General features: G+C 69.7%; 18 protein-coding genes and 1 pseudogene. 10 read left to right on the forward strand and 9 right to left on the reverse strand.

The genetic code is table 11. The features are described 5' to 3' along the window. Positions 1–124: 124 nt before the first annotated feature. Positions 125–337 carry a hypothetical protein gene (locus tag KMS84_RS19050; protein WP_256917455.1) on the reverse strand — a complete coding sequence of 71 codons (213 nt, stop codon included), beginning with the start codon at positions 335–337 and terminating at the stop codon, positions 125–127. Positions 338–565: 228 nt separating this feature from the next. Here KMS84_RS19050 and KMS84_RS19055 point away from each other — a divergent pair, with 228 nt between their 5' ends. After that, positions 566–1,012, forward strand: a complete 447-nt coding sequence (locus tag KMS84_RS19055; RefSeq protein ID WP_256917456.1) for a hypothetical protein — start codon at positions 566–568, stop codon at positions 1,010–1,012. 35 nt (positions 1,013–1,047) lie between these two features. On the opposite strand, the gene KMS84_RS19060 is transcribed toward KMS84_RS19055, so the two are convergent. The 3 genes from KMS84_RS19060 to KMS84_RS19070 form a co-directional block, all read right to left on the reverse strand. Further along, positions 1,048–1,740: a hypothetical protein gene (locus KMS84_RS19060; protein ID WP_256917457.1), complete on the reverse strand. Its 693-nt coding sequence runs from the start codon at positions 1,738–1,740 to the stop codon at positions 1,048–1,050. A gap of 180 nt (positions 1,741–1,920) precedes the next feature. After that, entirely contained in the window at positions 1,921–2,187 is a 267-nt protein-coding gene (locus KMS84_RS19065; RefSeq protein ID WP_256917458.1) for a hypothetical protein, read from the reverse strand. Next, the gene (locus KMS84_RS19070; protein ID WP_256917459.1) at positions 2,184–2,600 is read right to left on the reverse strand and encodes a hypothetical protein; all 417 of its coding nucleotides are present in this window, start codon (positions 2,598–2,600) and stop codon (positions 2,184–2,186) included. The genes KMS84_RS19065 and KMS84_RS19070 overlap by 4 nt, the downstream gene beginning before the upstream one ends. Before the next feature lie 110 nt (positions 2,601–2,710). Between KMS84_RS19070 and KMS84_RS19075 the strand changes: the two genes are divergently transcribed. Continuing rightward, positions 2,711–3,646: a hypothetical protein gene (locus KMS84_RS19075; RefSeq protein ID WP_256917460.1), complete on the forward strand. Its 936-nt coding sequence runs from the start codon at positions 2,711–2,713 to the stop codon at positions 3,644–3,646. A 28-nt stretch (positions 3,647–3,674) separates the two neighbouring features. On the opposite strand, the gene KMS84_RS19080 is transcribed toward KMS84_RS19075, so the two are convergent. Next, positions 3,675–4,994 carry a hypothetical protein gene (locus KMS84_RS19080; RefSeq protein WP_256917461.1) on the reverse strand — a complete coding sequence of 440 codons (1,320 nt, stop codon included), beginning with the start codon at positions 4,992–4,994 and terminating at the stop codon, positions 3,675–3,677. A 1,002-nt stretch (positions 4,995–5,996) separates the two neighbouring features. On the opposite strand from KMS84_RS19080, the gene KMS84_RS19085 reads away from it, so the two are divergent. The 7 genes and pseudogenes from KMS84_RS19085 (at position 5,997) to KMS84_RS19115 (ending at position 10,815) form a co-directional block, all read left to right on the forward strand. After that, complete coding sequence (locus KMS84_RS19085) at positions 5,997–6,209, forward strand: hypothetical protein (protein WP_256917462.1); 213 nt, start codon at positions 5,997–5,999, stop codon at positions 6,207–6,209. Between the two features lie 258 nt (positions 6,210–6,467). Beyond that, positions 6,468–7,109, forward strand: a complete 642-nt coding sequence (locus KMS84_RS19090) for a hypothetical protein (RefSeq protein WP_256917463.1) — start codon at positions 6,468–6,470, stop codon at positions 7,107–7,109. Between the two features lie 97 nt (positions 7,110–7,206). Further along, the gene (locus tag KMS84_RS19095) at positions 7,207–8,139 is read left to right on the forward strand and encodes a hypothetical protein (RefSeq protein ID WP_256917464.1); all 933 of its coding nucleotides are present in this window, start codon (positions 7,207–7,209) and stop codon (positions 8,137–8,139) included. A 381-nt stretch (positions 8,140–8,520) separates the two neighbouring features. After that, entirely contained in the window at positions 8,521–9,519 is a 999-nt protein-coding gene (locus tag KMS84_RS41110; RefSeq protein WP_306425470.1) for a GNAT family N-acetyltransferase, read from the forward strand. Between the two features lie 60 nt (positions 9,520–9,579). Continuing rightward, a pseudogene (locus KMS84_RS41900) lies at positions 9,580–9,783 on the forward strand (Tn3 family transposase); the annotation flags it as partial. A gap of 124 nt (positions 9,784–9,907) precedes the next feature. Beyond that, complete coding sequence (locus KMS84_RS19110) at positions 9,908–10,531, forward strand: hypothetical protein (RefSeq protein WP_256917465.1); 624 nt, start codon at positions 9,908–9,910, stop codon at positions 10,529–10,531. Continuing rightward, the gene (locus tag KMS84_RS19115) at positions 10,528–10,815 is read left to right on the forward strand and encodes a hypothetical protein (RefSeq protein WP_256917466.1); all 288 of its coding nucleotides are present in this window, start codon (positions 10,528–10,530) and stop codon (positions 10,813–10,815) included. The genes KMS84_RS19110 and KMS84_RS19115 overlap by 4 nt, the downstream gene beginning before the upstream one ends. A gap of 4 nt (positions 10,816–10,819) precedes the next feature. Here KMS84_RS19115 and KMS84_RS19120 read toward each other — a convergent pair whose 3' ends face one another. From KMS84_RS19120 to KMS84_RS19135, 4 genes are all read right to left on the reverse strand, one after another. Beyond that, entirely contained in the window at positions 10,820–11,500 is a 681-nt protein-coding gene (locus tag KMS84_RS19120; protein ID WP_256917467.1) for a hypothetical protein, read from the reverse strand. A gap of 499 nt (positions 11,501–11,999) precedes the next feature. Further along, positions 12,000–12,884 carry a DciA family protein gene (locus tag KMS84_RS19125; RefSeq protein ID WP_256917468.1) on the reverse strand — a complete coding sequence of 295 codons (885 nt, stop codon included), beginning with the start codon at positions 12,882–12,884 and terminating at the stop codon, positions 12,000–12,002. A gap of 9 nt (positions 12,885–12,893) precedes the next feature. After that, entirely contained in the window at positions 12,894–14,348 is a 1,455-nt protein-coding gene (locus KMS84_RS19130) for a helix-turn-helix domain-containing protein (protein ID WP_256917469.1), read from the reverse strand. An 837-nt stretch (positions 14,349–15,185) separates the two neighbouring features. Then, positions 15,186–15,491: a helix-turn-helix transcriptional regulator gene (locus KMS84_RS19135; protein ID WP_256917470.1), complete on the reverse strand. Its 306-nt coding sequence runs from the start codon at positions 15,489–15,491 to the stop codon at positions 15,186–15,188. 114 nt (positions 15,492–15,605) lie between these two features. Between KMS84_RS19135 and KMS84_RS19140 the strand changes: the two genes are divergently transcribed. Then, positions 15,606–16,253, forward strand: coding sequence for an HAD family hydrolase (locus KMS84_RS19140; RefSeq protein WP_256917471.1), 648 nt, complete (start codon positions 15,606–15,608; stop codon positions 16,251–16,253). Position 16,254: the final 1 nt, after the last annotated feature.

Here is a 16,254-nt window from a genome sequence, read left to right on the forward strand (position 1 = left end):
ACACAGGTGGTCGCTACGACCTGGGGAAACAGGGGGTTGATGACACAGATCCGCGGTCCCGGCTGGACCCAGGACCCAGGTTCGTACGGCGCTGCTGGGTCCCGTCGGGCGGGTCAGGCCGGGGTCATTGGCCGGCCTTCGACAGGCCTTCCGCGAGCTGGGTGACGACGTCCAGGATCGACTTCCCGAACGCGGTCGGCGCGATCAGCACCCCGAACGTGAGGCAGATGACCACGGTCATCTTCTCGTCGAACCGGCTCCGGGCGTGAGTACGGCGGCGCAGTCGCACGACGATGATGACGGCGAGCAGCACCGCCACGTTGATGGTCACGATCACGTGCCCGGACCTCCCGTAAGTCCACAACTGCCCTGCGAACACCGCACGTTCTGTTCTTGTGTAGCGCGAAAGGACCAAGCCCGCGCCGGGGTTGACCGGGGTTGGCGGCAAAGCGGCCCTCCTGGCTTGATCGCGCAGGTCAGGGGATGCGGTGGGTGCGGGTGAGCGAGGCCTGCGGCAGCAGGTGCGGACCGTGACGTCGCGGGCGGCGGGGCGCACCCTGGAGTCATGCGCACCAAGGACGTCAGGGTGGGGCAGACGTACCGCTGCGAGGTGCCGTTCGCGCTGCCGTACCGGCGGTACCGGCCGGACACGATGGGCGACTCCTGGTGCGCGCTGAGCTGGCTGCGGGAGACGTACTTCCCGCTGTCCGTCACGGACGTCGGCACCGAGGCCCGTACCGCCCAGGTCCTGCGGATGGTCTCCACAATCCACGTCACCGTGGAGCTCACCGAGGACCAGGTGGAGGCCCTCGGCCTGCCGCCCGGCCGCGGCTACCAGGTCACCGGCATGCTGCCCGATACCGAGGACGAGCCCGTGGAGCTCCCCCGGGTCGGCACGCTCACCGTTCCGCTGCGCTGGCTGCACCTCATGGACGCGCCCGTCTCCGGCGGCCACCACGACGCCTCGCTCCGGGGCTTCTGGCCGACTGGAGCACCGGGCGGACATCGGTGAGACGGGTAGAACAGGACGACCAGCCGGTCGTGTGACTACGGTCCGTTGCCGGTCGGCGGGAGCGTGACACTTTCGGGTGCTAGGGCCGGAAACCAGCCCTCAGGCCCGGATTTCGGGCCTGGTAGGGCAGCGTGACAGGCGTGGGAGGGGTTCGTGACAGGCGGTGTGACAAGCAAGCGTGACGCATGACGGTCACGTTCGGTCAATAGCTTGCCGGGTCTTGGGCCGGTGGGACGTCCTCCGTTGGGAAGGCCGGCCTGCTGCTCCCATGCCTGCACCCAGGTGGTGAGCTCGCGCGCGGTGTACTGCGCGGTCCCGCCCTCCGTCACTCCCTCGGGGACCTGGATGTCGCGTTTACGGGAGCGCTTGAAGTAGGTGCGGACCGTGGCCGGCTTCCACCGCAGGATGCCTTCCTCGAACGCCTCAGCCAGTGAGTACCTGCGGGGGCCGTGCAAGAACTGATCCATGATGTCGGCCGGGATGGGCTCGAAGGCTTGCGGGGGCGGGGAGGCCGGGCGCAGGGGCAGGACGACGGGGCCCTGGCCGCATACGTGCGGGCGGTCTTGGGCGAAGGTCGGCTCCAGCGCCGCCAGGACCTTGGCGAGCGCCGTGCTCGGGGCGCCGGCGTCGATGGCCTGCGCGGCCAGCTCGCTCACGCGCGCTCCGGCGTTGCGCAACGCCGCCACCTTGGAGTTGCGCACCCGAACCGCGTCGGTGAGGTCCTTCAACAGCTGTGTCCATTCCACACCCGCACAACGGCGCCCACCCGTGCGGGGTGACGCTCGATGAAGGGTCCGGGGTGACGGGGCGGTCATGTCACAGGAGCACAGGTTGCCTCCCAGAAACCTGTCCACTTGGGTATTCGAGGGTTCGACCTCACAGGCAACTAGTGCGTACAGGTTTGGTGATCAGGTCCGGAGCGGCGGCCAGATATGCGGGCCGTTGCACTGCCCGCACGCGGCGCAGCCGGCGCACTCCATGCAGAACTGCTTCGGGACTCGCGGGCAGCCGCAGATCGGGTTGTAGTCCGGGTCGTCGTCGCCCTCGAACCAGGGCTCCCCGAGCGGCGGCGTGTAGTCGACGTGGACCTGGCCGTCGGCCGTCAGCTCTTCGTACCGGGTGCCGCATCCCGTCGACTGCACCCACGTGGCGACCACGGGGCCGTCGGCGCTCACCGGGTGCTCCGGCCGGGGGCCTCAATCCACGCGGCGAGCGCGAGGACGGCGTCCGGGTCGGCCTGCGCCAGGCGCACCGCGTGGCCCACGTCGAAGCCCTCCAGCGCCCCGGCCCGCGCCAGGGCCCGCAGCAGCGCGCTGTGCGCCCGCACCGACGCCGGGATGGCGTCCGGGTCCCTCGGAGGGGCCATGCCGTAGCCCTCCAGGATGCGGAACATGTCGTAGAACTCGCCGTACTCGTTCAGGTAGTCGAGCGCGTAACTGTCCTCGCGCTCGTGCAGCACGAGCGGCCCTTCGGCTCCGTAACGCCCCTCGGTCCTGCCGAGCAGGCCGGCCCTCTCCAGGGCCATCAGCAGGTGGGCGCGCTCGGGCAGCCCGTTGGAGTGCAGCCACTCCTGCCGCTCCTGCTCCACCTTCAGGTCCCGGAGTTCTGCTTCGGCTTCGGCGGCAGCCGCGGCTTCGGCGGCGAGCTCGTCCTGGACGACGGCGTCAGATCGCAGCCTGGCGCAACTCCATCGACAAGATGCTTGAGCCTGCCCGCAACCAGATCCGAGCCCTGGAAGCCACCCGCCGGGCCATCGACAGCGTCATGGGACCGGGTAACGCGGTCTACCAAGCTGCACTGGACGCCCAGCGGCAGTACCGGGCGATCGCCGCGCCTGTCCTGGCACTGCAGAGCGACCTGAGCGACATCTACGACTGGCACCGCCATATCGACGACGTCGTGCGCAGCGTGTCGCTCCCCCGCGCACTGCTGGACCAACTCGCTGCGGCAGCGGGCTTCTTCCTGCCCGCGAACCTCAGCGGGCTCGACACCGAGGACCTCTACACGATCCTGGCCCTGGGCCAGGACGACGGGCTGTCCCTCGCGTGGGCGCCACGAACCGAGATCGTCAAGGCCCTGCTCCCCCTCAGCACCCGCCAGGAGCGCTACGCCCTCCTTACCGAGCGCCGGGACGACGTTCTCGACGATGTCGACGCCAGCCTCCAGATCGTCACCCACCCCGAGCTCACCGGCATGGTCACCATCTTGAGCGCTGCCACCCGTACCGCGCGGGCCGACTTCAGCGAGGGCGCCCAGGCCCTGGCGGGCAACGTGCTCGAGACGGCGATGAAGGGGCACGGCAACGCCTGGATCCGGCGCACCTTTCCCCAGGTGTCCTACCCGCCGCGAGCCGGGCACCACGGCACCATCGGCAGCGCCCTGGATGATGCGGACGACTGGGGCGACCTCACTCTCCTGCAGTTCAAGCACTTCCTGGTATTGGCGGGCATGAGGAGCGCCTTCGGGCCCGGCGCCACCCAGGACACCTTCAACCGCCACCTCGGCGCGCACCAGGCCTCGCCCGACGCCTATCGTCCGGAGTTCGTGGTGCCGGCCATCCTCCTCGCCCACGCCCTGCTGCGGACGCTGAACCAGGACCTCACGCGCCCCGACAATGAGGAGGACGACGCGTAGCCGTTTCCCAACCGGCTGCTGAAGCAGCTTAGGCCGCCTCGGAGTCGATCTCGTCCCGTGCCTGACACACCAGACTCCACAGCTTCAACGGCGCGATGAGGTCAGCGTCTGCGGTCTCCGTCGCCCCGCCGTAGCGCATCTGGCCGGCGTCGAGAAAGGGGGGAATGCCCATCTCGTTGCGCAGTCGGTGCAGCACCGCCTGCTCAACGTCGTAAGCGTCCGCGCCCAACTCGAAGTACTGCGTCCGGATCACCAACCAGCCGTCACGCCGGTGATCGGCAAGCCGTGTGGTCCCCATGTTGGTGATCCCCACCTTCACCGCACCCCAGCGCGGATGATGCAGGAGGTACACAAGCGCGGGCAGGCCGTGGTTCGTGCCGAAGGGACGGCACCGGCGGCACCCTCCCGCGCCTTGAAGTGCCTTCGTGACCACGGTGTCGCAGGTGATGCACTGCATGCGCCACAGGGCCTGAAGCCGCCCCGGGTACGGTTCCAGAGACTTGAAGCCCAGAACTGTCAGCCGCGCCACGGCCTCGTGTGGCTCGACAAGTGGACTTCCTGAACACTGGCGGCACACCCCACGCCCGTACTTCGCCAGGTGGTGCACTGGGAAGACGACCCGTCCGCATGCGAGGTGCCGGCTCTTCCATCGTGCGAGCGTCCCCGGGCACGGCTCCAACGGCTCCAGCCCCACCGCCCGCATCTCCGTCTCGGCCTGGAGCGAGAAGTTGGCCCGGCGGGTCACCGCCGCCGTGACCTTCGAACACGCCAGACACCCGCCGCCCTTGCGCACGGTGGTGAAACGCGGCTTGACCGTGCTGCCGCAGCGCAGGCACTGACACAGCCAGGGAACCTGACTGCCCGGGTACGGTTCTAGCGGCTTGAAGTGAGCAGACCGCATGAACTCCTCGGCCTCGTCATCGCTGACGCGGACTGAGCCGTTGCACGCCGAGCAGCAAACCTCCCCCGCCCTCACCTCAGCCAGCCGTGGATAGCGGATTTGACCACACGCAAGGTGCAGGGCCTTCCACCCCTTGTGCACTCCCGGATAGTCGCCCAACGGCTCCCAACCGGATCTGACCAGATCCGCAACTGCCCGGCCGGATTCCTCTGCCAGCCACCGCATGCTGAGCGCCTGCTTCGAGCACGGGGCGCACCGGTCCTGTCCCCGTTCCTGGATCTTCGCGAAGGTCGGGCGACACTCCTGGCCACATACACCGCACAGGGACGGCCACGGCTCCAACGCGCCGGGGTACGGCACCAATGGGGTCCATCCGTGTTCCCGAATGACCGCTTCGGCCTTCGCCGTCATCCCGGCCTTCTGCCGCGCTCCCCGCTCGATCGCCACACATAGCCGGCACCCGAGGGCATCCGCCCCCTTCTGCTTCACGGCCGTCTGCACGGTGCCGAAGTGCGGTGCCACCTCGTGCCCGCGCGCGAGGCACCGGCAGCGCCAGGGGCTCCTATCACTCGGGAAGGCCTCCAGTGGCTCCAGCCCGGCCGTCCGCATTACCCCGACCGCGTAGTCCGCATCGATGCGCCGGCGCTTGGCCGCCGCCTCACGCCCGCAGTACAGGCACCCCCCGCCCCCCTTGACCGTCCCGTACGTAGGTCGGACCTCACGATCACACCGCTTACACCGGCACCGCCACGGTGTCCCGCGCCCTGGGTAGACCTCCAATGGCTCCAGCCCCGCTGCGATCATCGCCGCGACCGCTTGACCTGCCATCGCCTCCTTCTTCGCTGCCGCCCGCCGTGCCTGCGCCTCCTGGTTGGCCGCAGTCACGCAGACACTGCACCCTCTACCGGACCGGCGCTTGGCGTCCTTGAAGAGCTCCAGGCGAGAGCACCCGCACTCCCCGCACCGGCAACGCCACGGCACCGCAGTACCCGGATACTCCTCCAACGGCTCAAGGCCGACCGCCCGCATCAACTCGTCTGCGACTTCAGGTTCAACACGACGCGGCAATGCGGCTCCCTCGGGCTGGGCAAGGTCAATCGCCTTAGTGTGCCGGGAGGTTCTGACATCGCACCGCCCTCGCCGACGCCGCAGCCCGCCTGATCCGGTCGTATCTCGGTAGCGGCACCCACCCTGCCTCCAGCCACCCGCGCCCTCCTGAGCTGGCTTACGAAGCGGCCGGTGCGGTGTGCTGGAACGGTGCGCTGGGCGCTTGCTGCGACATCGGCCGCCGGAGCCCGGACGGGCCTCGGACGCTGAGTTCGCCGTTGTCCGCCCGGCGCAGCATCTCGCCCGCGTTCTTCAGTGCCATGACGACCCGGGTGCGCAGGCGGGGATGGAACGGCATGGCGAGCGGGACGAGGGCGTCGACGACACCCGAAGGAGAACGTGATGAGACTCGTCTGGCTCGCCGCGATCAGTGTGTTCGCCGTCGTGATGGCGGTGTTCACGCCGCACGTAATGCGCACCGAATCGACGTGGCAGGCCGCTGCCTGGCTGTTCATGCTCGCTGCCACGCTCACCGGCATCGCCGCGCTCATCCGCGCAGAGCTGCTGCTGCGCCGCATGGATCGAGACACCCACAGCGACGTCCCCGAGACCTGAGCCAGACGTCACCAGGGCGTTTGGAAGCGTGGCACGCGAACACTGACACCGCACCCTCCGTATGCAGGGCACACCCGGATGGCGCAGCACCCTGCTGTGCCGCTGAGCGTTGTCTTTGATGCGCCCCGTACGGAGACCAGGTGAGGAGTTGTGATGGGCAGGAAGAAGCCGGGGAAGCCGCGTCGGCCTCGCGTTCCGCGTCAGTACACCCTCCAGGAGCTCCAGCCGCCTGGTGAAGGTTACGAGGAGTGGTACCGGGTGACCGCTGGCATGAACCCGGACCAGATCGACGATCCGCGGGTCAGTGACGAAGCCCGCGCCCTGATGACGCGTTTGGCTCGTCTCGGTCCTCTGTACGGCAACAAGGTACCGAAGGCCGCCTTGTATCTGGACGACCTCATCGACGCCGGCCAGCTTCCGATCTTCAGGGACGGCGAGGAGGGCACTCTCGTGCCCCTCGCGGAGGCAGCGGCGAGGTTCGGCTCCACGGGCGACATTCGCCAGTCGCTCCACGACCTGCATGCGTTGGGAGCGCTGCTCGTCGATACGGACGACGAGCACGACATGGCCCTCATCCGCATGGTTGCCAAGAGACCCGAGGAGCCTGGGCAGCCCTGGCGGTTCCAGGGAGACCCCGACGCGGTCGCCGCGATGACCTGTATGCCGAACCGCATCTGGGAGGAACTGCCCCTTGAGGTTGCTGGGGCCGTGGCGTACCTGCGGATGTGCCGGTCTCGGCTGGAGAAGCCCGACCCCGAGACGTACGGCCAGCGCGAGGGAATGAACGGCACTGCGCACGCCAGGAAGCTGTTCGCCGCGGCCCTGGCCTCCGGTGCCGTCGATGAGAAGGGGTGCGAGGCGTGCCCGGCGGGTCACCTGTGCACCCGCACTGAGGACTGACCACAGTGGCCGGCCTTCGGCTCAGGAACGGAGCGAGGCCGCTTCACGTGCCTGTCCTCGCACTCTCGGAATCAGTGGAAGCGAACGGAGTAGCGCCATGGAGCCACGGCAGCTCGTCGTGTTGCGCGGTCGCCTGTGGATCAACCCCAGCGGGGATGCTCACGCATTGCAGTGCGTTGCGCGCACCAAGAGGGGCAGCCGTTGTCAGAACCCGGTTGAGTACGGGCAGCTGCTTGGTCTTCATGAGTTCCAGCTCGGCTCCGTCGGCTATGTCCAGGCGTACGGCTCCCTGAGCGCCGGCGAGACGGTCGATACTGATCGTTGGCTCGCCCAGCACTGCACACTCCACGACACCCCGGACGTCACCGACTGCGAGACACCCGAACTACGCCGCTTCGACATCGTCCGGGATGCCGCCCACGTCCGGGCGCACCGCGTGGACGTCGCCCACGACGGCGAGCCAGTCGAGCGCGCGGAGGAAGCCGGTACGACGGGCGCACCGGGCGAGATCACCGGCAGCATTGCGGCGGTTTTCGAGGCTGCTGCTCGGCTTCGTCCGTGGCCCGGCTACATCAACGGCCACCAGTACGACGAGTGGTACATCGAGGCCACACCGGATCTTCTGCACACCCTGGCGCGTCTGTCACGCACGAGCCACGAGCGTGAGCTCGCCAGCTGGCTCGAGCAACTCTCGAAGCCGCTGTGCATGGAGCCCTTGGACCCTGTGCTGTCGTACGAGACCCTCCCGAAGACCTGGTGTTTCCGCCCCGTCCAGGCCCGGGACCTGCCGTGTGAACTGCACCGTCCCGAGCGCGCCGCGGACCTTGGACGCTGTACCTACGCGGGTCCCGAGGATCCCCGTATCTGCCGGATCGCTCCCCTCGTCGGTGGGGACCGGTGCGAGGATCACGCCGAGTGCTGCCGAGCCGTCAAGAAGGACGGTGAGGTCTGCAACCGGCGTTCCTGCTACGTCCCTCAACATCGACAGGCATCGTCGCTGGAAGCGGTGGGAGAGCTGGCAGCGACGTGATAGCAAGGCTCACGCCTGCCAGCTCTCGCCGGGCTCCAGACGTGCTCCATGCGAGGCCCCGGCGTCCGGAGTCGTACATCCGCCGGACCGACGACTGCATTTCGGGGTCATTGAGGACCGCCGCGGCGATTCGCCGCCACGAGAGCTTGAGATCGTCACGGAGCCGGACGACCTGGAGGGCGAAGCGCCGTTCCAGCAGGGCCGTGCATACTGCGGCCTGCAGCGCGCTCTCCGGCGACGCCCCCTTCAGTCCCACGTCGTCGGGGTCACCGAGGGCCTCCAGCGCGTAGGCGAGCTGGTCGCCCTCGATGGCCGTCGCCAGGTAACCCTGGGGGGCGTCACCCTTCGGGTCCCAGGTGATCTCTGCGGTATGGCCGCGGGATGATCGCCCTGTACTTCCTCGCCCGCGCGCTCTGGGGCGCCGCCGACGACCAGGCCGTGCCCGTCGGCGAGGACACCGTGTCTCGGCTCGGGCCCGGCCGCAGCGCGGCCGGCCTCGGTCGCCGCGGCTTGGCGGCGACGCTGCACGCGGGCCTGCTCGATCGGTGCCGGCGCATCGTCGGAAGGCCGCTCGGGGAATGCGCGGCGGGACAGCTCCCGCATCGCCCGGTTCTGCCGCTCTACCGCCGCCGCGATGCCCGGCTCCACGCGGGAGGGCCGGGCTACCTCCTGGTGCGTGGTGAGCGCCTGGGCGAAGCCGGCCGACTCCATCTCGCGCGTCTTCACCGGCCCGCGGAGCATTTGGTGCGGCGGCCGCAGCCTCCGGCGCAATCCGGCGCGGGCGCGGCCAGTACTGTACCAACGGCGACGTCGACAGCAGCGGGGGGAGACGTGGCGAAGTTTCGAGCCGCATCCCATGACCACGCACGATCCGTATGTGGCGCAGAGACCTGTCTGCCCTCAACGCAGAAGGTAAATCCCTGTTACGCGGCCTGGCTTGAGCGGTCGCTGGATGCTCTCGATCAATCCCCCACGGACCGTGAACAAAGCGTGTGGGCCGACGCCTTGGCTGAAGAAGTGCGGGCCGCCTACCCAGGCGTGCACCTCAGCCTCAGCGTCAGTAGGGGATATCTCCTCCTGTTCTTGATCACTATTCCGAACGCCGAGCGAGGCAACGGACTCGGCACGCGCGTCATGCAACACCTCATCTCCGCAGCCGACCAGCGCGGTATAGCAATGACGCTCAACCCGACCGACAACTTCGGCGCGGATCTGGACCGACTGCAAGACTTCTACCGACGATTTGGCTTCATCACCAACAAGTGGTGCGGTGAGATTGGTGCCAGCGGGGAAAGCATGATCCGCGTACCGCGCAACTCTAGTGCGGCAGCGGACAACCCCGCATGCTCCAGCAGTTGCTGTCAGGAGAGCACGGTCTAAAGAAGCGCCCGCGCTTCGCACGCCGGCTGATCAGTCGATGACATGCACGGTTACGTACATGTCAACGCCCTGGTCCTGTTCAACGTCCGGTACATGGACGCCGCCGTCGACCAGCTCCGCGCCGACGGTTCGAGGTCCGAGAAGAGGACGTCGCCCGGCTCTCCCCGTTCGTCCGGCACCACGTCAGCATGCTCGGCCAGTTACTCCCTCCAGGTCCCGGACCTGCCCGGCGGCCTGCGGCCCTTGCGCGAACGGCCGCCGACGAGGAACAGGCGCCGGCGAGGGCCGGTCGGGCGGAAAGTCGGACCGGCCCGTATGCGGGCCTGCATCGTTGTTCCGTACAGGCAGCGTCCGCCCGAGGGCGCCGGCGAGGATGAGGGAGACGAAGATGACCGGAGCGGTCGCCCCGGAAGTGCGGGCCGCGCAGCGGCGGATCGTCAGCACGATCAACGCGTCCGGGAAGCTGAACGGCGACGGGCTCGCCCTGTGGCGGGAGGTCAACTGCGGCGAATGGAAGGCCACGGCCGGAGACATCAGCAAAGACCTGGACCTGCTCCAGGTCCCACACACGATCGTGACGGCCTTCCGCTTCCCACTCGCCTCCTCCTACAGCAAGGCCATGCGCGAGGGCGAGGAAGTCCGCATCCTGTGCAAGGACCTGCCCCACTTGTTCCCCTGGATGCCGTCGCTGGAGCAGACCGTCGCCGACATCCCCGCCGACGCCCCGCGCTGGGACTTCACGGTGTTCCAGCCCCGGGCCGACGGCATGACCATCGCTGTCATGCGGCTGTCGGCAGAGTGGCCCGCCTGGTCGAAGAAGCAGGCCCGCGCCGCCCGGCTGGTCTGCGTGGAGTGCGACTACGACCTGCGCGACAAGGCCGAGGACCGGGCACCGTTCGACATCCGTCTGTCCGAGCAGCCCAAGAGGCGGCGGCTGGTGTGCGGGAAGTGCTGTAACGACGGCGTCGACGAGATGCAGCGCCCAGCTGCGCTCGCCGGAGTACCGTCGTGACGGCCGTCGAGGCGGCCACGGACCGGCTGCTGATCGCGGAGCTGGTGGGAGTGCTGAACGACGCCGAGCACTACAACTCCCGCCGCTCCACGACCGACAGTCGCCTGGACTACCTGGAGCGCCGGGCGGCGCTGCTGCACCGGCTCGTCGACGCCGTCGGCGACGAGTCCTCCCGCTACCTCGCCCAGGACGCCGAGGACCGGGCCGAGGACCTGCGCGCCAGGGCCGAGGCCATGGCGCGGGAGTGCGGCGACCCGCCTCCCGCACCGCGCCGGCCCCGATAAGCGCTCAGGCGCCGAGGAAGAGCTGAGGCAGCCCGGCCACCATCTCCAGCGCCGCCGCGTAGTTGGACCGGGCCTGCTTCACCAGTTTCACGTCCGCCACCAGCTCCGGGTAAAGCTCGCGGGCGCCCTTGCCGCGCTTCTCGTACACGGCCCGCAGCTCCTTCTCGGCATCCTCGACGCTGGTGTAGCGGTGCGGCCACCTCTCCCGGGCCCCCCGGAGGGTAATGGCCTCCCTCGAACAGGTCAGGCAGACCTTGACGTCTTCGATCGTGGTGATCAGCTCTTCGTCGCGGATCAGGCCGAAGACCTTTCCCTCGAAGAAGTCACTGGCCCCCAGATGGGTCTCCAGCAGGCAGGCATCCAGGAACGCCGTGCCCGCCTGCGAGCGCGGCGAGTACACCCCGTCCCGCAGGTGCCAGGGCGCGTCCTCCAGCCGCTTCGGCGCCACCCAAACGAATAACTCGCCGTCGTGCTCGTGCAGGACGTGCCAGTGCGGCCTGCGCCGGGCGTCGTGGCAGCACTTCGGGTCCACCACACGGCCCCAGGGGCGGCCTACCACCGCGCTGTCGGGCTCGGTCAGCATCGAGCGCTGCGGCAGCTGGCTGTAGACCCCCTTCGGCATCCGCTTGCCGTTCACCGACAGGGTTTTGATCGTGACGGACGACTCCCTGATTCCCAGTTCCACAACCGGTCAACGCCGCCGCCCCCACCAGGAGGCGGGCCGTCGGGCCGGGTCGCCCGTTCGGCCCAGGCCGATGGCTCAGCGCCTCGCGTCGCCCGGGGCGAGGAGGCTGGTGGCCGCCGTTCTTCTTCGCCGCCTCCCGGGCCGCGACCAGGGCCTGGCGCGCGAGGTCGACCCCGCTCAGCTCGGTACTCACACGATCACCGCCCAGGCAGCCTCGCCGTTCAGCGAGCGCGCGGCGAGCTCCGGCAGTCGGTCCGCTCAGGGCGCGGCCGCGGCCGGCTCGGTGCGGGCGGCGGCCTGCTCGCGCAGCTGCTCCAGCACGTGCAGGGCGCGGACGTTCGAGTCGGGCACGCGCTCGTTGGCTGCCACGATCAGCTTCGGCGCGCTCCAGCGCAGCTACGTGCCGACGGCTGGGGCATCGGGGACGACGTCCAGGCGGCCAGTGTCCGCGTCGAACGCCACGGCCTGCAACCGCGGTGAAGTGGGCCTACGCGCCCCGTCATGCGGTGGTGCGCAGCGGGAGGGGCGCGGCGGGGACCAAGGCAGCGGTCCCGGCCTGCCGGGCGGCACGTTCCGTGCGGGCCCGCCGGAGGGCTGCTGCCTCGGTGGCGGCGGCTTCACGGCGGCGCTGGAGGTGGGCGGCGCTGATCGGAGCCGGCGCATCGTCGACAGCAGCCTCCGTCTCTGGAAATGCCCTCCGACTGAGCTCGCGCATCGCCCTGGTCTGCCGCTCGACAGCTTCCGTGATCCCCGGGTCCGGCCGCTGGGCGGGGGTGACGGCCTGGTGCGCGGCGAGCGCCTGGTGGAAGCCGGGCGACGCCTCCTGCCTGGTCTTCACCGGCGCCTCGGGCGCTGCCGCGGCCTTCGAGGCGGCGGCCGGCTCCCGGAGCGCCGGGGCGGTCGCGCCCACGGCCAGGACGCGGACGGTGCGGACCGTCTGAGTGCCGACCGCGTCGTTCGCCGCGGTGACGATCCGGGAACTGATCAGGCGCAGCTGGGTCGCGTATGCGGGTGAGTCCGGGCGCAGGTCCAGCTGGCCGGTCTCCGCGTGGAAGGCGACCGCCTGGACGTGCGCGGCCAGCTTCGGGGAGAGGCCGGCCGCGATGTCCGGCCACTGGGCCAGGATGCTTCCGCCGGCGGCCGGGATGTCCCAGGCCCGGTCGGCCATCAGGCCCTGGAGAACGGCGGCGAACCCGGTCGGCTCCCGGCCGTCGCGCCGCACCGGCGTCCCGGTCCGGCGCTTCGCCTTGCGGGTGCCGGACTCGCCGCGGGCCTTGGCGGCCTCGCGCGCCTGGTGCAGTGCGACCCGGGCCAGGTCGACGCCCGACAGTCCCGAGGCCGGCTGCTCGTTGCTGGTGGTGGTGGTGTTCAGGGTTTCGGTCATCACGGCCTCCTACCGGCGTGCGACGGTCATGTGGTTGGTGCTGCTGATCAGCTTGCGTACGCGCCGCACCAGGTCAGCGCCGTAGATCTGCTCAGCGCCAGCCGGGCCGAGGGTGTCGAGCGTCATGACGACCTGGTCGGGCCTGCCGAGCATGTACTCCTGCCAGGCCACGTCCCGGAGCTCCGTGAGCGCTTCCTCGTCGGGCACGTCGGGGCCGGTCTCGCCCGCGTCCTGGTGGCTGGCCGCGGGGTCGTACTGCGGCTGCTTCGGGGTGAAGGCATCGGCGACCAGGCGGCGCACGGACTTGCTGCGCGGCGGCGTCCAGTCGCCCTCCCACTCCTGGTGGCGGGCCTGCTCAGCGCGGCGGGAGTCCCGGTACGCCTGGACGGCGCGCTCCCGGCCTTCCTCGGTCGGCCACAGCGCCACCGCACCCTTCAGCCGCCCGGCGAGGAACCCGGACGGGCGGTGGACGATACCCGGGGCGTCGCCGCAGTCCAGGAACGCGATCACCTGGTCGGCCGTCCAGCCCGCGTCCGCAACCTCCTTGAGGATCCAGGCGATCCGGGGCACCGCAGCGCGGCCCATCCACGGCACCCATCGGATCAGCTCCGAGGCCAGCTGGAAACGGCGCCCGACGCTGTTGAGCTTCCGGCGGCCGCGCTTGACCTTCTTCGGGGTGGGGGAATCGCTCTGCCCGCGTGCGAGCTTGCTCTCAGGGGGGAAGGAAGTAGTACCCGCAGCAGAAGACGCTGAGGTACCCACCTGCATTGGGGTGCAACGGACCTCATCCGAAACAACCGTCGCAACCCCCTGCACAGCTCCCTTCCGGGAACCCCTCGCCGGGGCCTTCGACGACGTCTTCGAGCGCGGCTTGCGCACCTTCCGCGACGCCTTCTTCGCCAGCTTCGCCATCAGCTCCCGGCCCGCCTCCGCGATCCCGGACGCCGCCCGCATGTACTCCGGCGCGGTGTCGTCCCGCAGTACCGTGCGGATGCCCAGCGCGATGTCGAACTCGGGCGGGACCATCCGCGCGAACTCCGACGCCTGCGCCGCCTCACCACGCACCCGAGTGCCGCGCACGACGTACGCGAGCAGCCCGGCCTCCCGCAGCATCCCCAGGTGGTACTCCACCGACCGCTCCGACAGCCCGGTGCGGCGCACCAGGTACTCGATCCCCGGACGGCACGGGAACAGCTCCGCCAGCTCCTGAGCGACGCGCACCGTCGTCGGCCCGAAGCTGCGAGGGCCATGCGACCGGTGCCGCCGCGGCTTGTAGAGCCCGGACCCGGCGACCCAGTGGACCGCCTGCATCCAGGAGTAGCCCTCCCCCGCGATCCGGCCCGACGACGTCGACAGCCACTGCGACGCCTCCGGCACGAACAGCAAGGGCAGCACGGTGACCGCGTCGGCATCGTCGACCGACGGACGCGGGGCGGGCAGCATCACGGCGGCCGGCGCCGCCACGGCGCTCACCGGACCGCCCGGACGTACGAGACAGAGATCATCCCGGCAGCCTTGCGCGGACCGCCTGTGGACAGAGGCCGGGAACCGGCAAGAGCGCCGATCCCTCCCGCCGGGCGGGCAACAATCTTGGAAACCGTCCCGCCAGACGGGAAGCCGCCCCTGCTGGCGCCACCGTCGACGTTGTGGATGATCTCCGCGCGCGGGTGCATGAGCGGGGCGGCCGACGCAGCGACCCAGCCCATCGAGGCCGCTCCGAAACCGCTGCTCTTGTAGCTTCCTACCGGAAATCTAACTTTCGGCAGGAAACGGATCTTTAGTGCGAACTGGTATGTGAATTTCGTGGGGCGGGACACATTGCGGGTGCGTACCGGACGAAACCGGGCACGCTCTACATGACAGGGGACACCGCTGTCGTGCACTATGGCGATACCGACCTTCCATATGGATCAACGCAGAGGGGCCCCTTGGCCGGGGCCGATCTCGATGGCTCGTTTGGCGGGACAGGTCAGCCCCCTCCGTGAGGAGCGGGCGACAGTACGAAGGCCAGAGGCGGATCTCCTTCCGTGGATGGACTTGGTGCTGGTGTTCCGAAAGCCCTTGGCGGGGCCTCGGAACGAACCGCGAAGCCCCTTGGCGGGGGCCCGCGGGTACTGCATGGCCCTGATAAGGGGCCGACTGGAAAAGAGCGGCTTGATAAGCCGCGGCTCAGGACCGGCGGGAACCGGGATCTGAGCGGACCGCTCTGGTGGGGGATCGCCAGGCGGTAGACGGGCCGCGCGGGGCCGAAGGGGATGGCTAGTCCACCTGTGATGGCGCGCGCGGCCGATGGCCACTAGGTCATCCCGACCCCCCTTCGGAGGTCGGCGTCGGCATGCCCTCATCCGCATTCGCGGCTTCGGGAAAGCGTTCCGCGAGGCCCTTGAGGAGACGCAGGTAGTTCTCGCGGTGCGGGCGTCGGGGGCTGGTCTGGCCCAACTCCCAGCGTGTGACTGCGACCCTCTTCACGCCCACGGCGTCCGCGACATCCTGCTGGGTGAGGCCGGCCGCGAGGCGCAGCTTCGCGCGCACGTGCGGGGGTGGCAGCACCTCGGGCAGGCCGTTCAGCAGGGCGTCGACCCGCTGCGAGCGGTCCGAGTCGGACATAGCCAAGCCTTCCATGATCGTTGTAACCATGAAAGATACACGATCTGATCTCCGTTTGGGAGAAGTGGTTGGCGCGAGCTGAGCCCCGCCCTGCGCCCGGTAGGGTCCGTGCCCGTGTCCCGCATCGCATTCTTCGATCTGGACGGCACGCTGGCCGACCGGCAGTCGGCGCTCAGCGACGCTGTGACCAGCTTGTGCCGGGCCAACGCTTTGCCCCCGGAAGCTGAACAGTGGCTGCGCGCCGAACTGGTTGACCGTGCGAACGCGGCGGACTTTGCCCGCCTGCGGGAGGTCTTCGGCCTGGAGGCGTCGGCCCCACAGCTGTGGCAGGAATACGTCGACCTCATGGCGGCCGCCGTCACCTGCCGCCCCGAGGTCCTCGAGGGCCTGGCCCGCCTGCGCGCGGCCGCATGGACGATCGGCGTCATCACCAACGGGGCCAGCGACATCCAGCGTGCCAAGCTCGCCGGGACCGGCCTCGCCTCCCTGGTCGACGGCGTCGCTGCCTCGGGCGACCTGGAGATCCGCAAGCCAGACCGGCGCCTCTTCGAACTCGGGGCTGCCCGGTGCGGCGTCAGCCTCGCGGACGGCGGCTGGATGATCGGCGACAACCCGGTCGGGGACATCGGCGGTGGCCACCAGGCTGGCCTGCGCACCATCTGGCTGCGCGGCCGACCCTGGCCCGACGAACTTGCCGCCCCGCATCATGCCGTCGACGACGTCACCGACGCCATCACCATCCTGCTTACCGAGACGGAGTAGC

It is taken from the genome of Streptomyces hilarionis, assembly GCF_024539675.1.
In the GTDB taxonomy this organism is placed as follows: domain Bacteria; phylum Actinomycetota; class Actinomycetes; order Streptomycetales; family Streptomycetaceae; genus Streptomyces; species Streptomyces hilarionis.

What these genes read in the sequence shown, in the direction of transcription:
- KMS84_RS19075 (WP_256917460.1), top strand. Translation starts at nt 2,711, where the DNA reads ATGCTTGAGCCTGCCCGCAACCAGATCCGAGCCCTGGAAGCCACCCGC.
- KMS84_RS19055 (WP_256917456.1), top strand. Translation starts at nt 566, where the DNA reads ATGCGCACCAAGGACGTCAGGGTGGGGCAGACGTACCGCTGCGAGGTG.
- KMS84_RS19135 (WP_256917470.1), bottom strand. Translation starts at nt 15,491, where the DNA reads ATGTCCGACTCGGACCGCTCGCAGCGGGTCGACGCCCTGCTGAACGGC.
- KMS84_RS19125 (WP_256917468.1), bottom strand. Translation starts at nt 12,884, where the DNA reads ATGACCGAAACCCTGAACACCACCACCACCAGCAACGAGCAGCCGGCC.
- KMS84_RS19085 (WP_256917462.1), top strand. Translation starts at nt 5,997, where the DNA reads ATGAGACTCGTCTGGCTCGCCGCGATCAGTGTGTTCGCCGTCGTGATG.
- KMS84_RS41110 (WP_306425470.1), top strand. Translation starts at nt 8,521, where the DNA reads ATGATCGCCCTGTACTTCCTCGCCCGCGCGCTCTGGGGCGCCGCCGAC.
- KMS84_RS19095 (WP_256917464.1), top strand. Translation starts at nt 7,207, where the DNA reads ATGGAGCCACGGCAGCTCGTCGTGTTGCGCGGTCGCCTGTGGATCAAC.
- KMS84_RS19110 (WP_256917465.1), top strand. Translation starts at nt 9,908, where the DNA reads ATGACCGGAGCGGTCGCCCCGGAAGTGCGGGCCGCGCAGCGGCGGATC.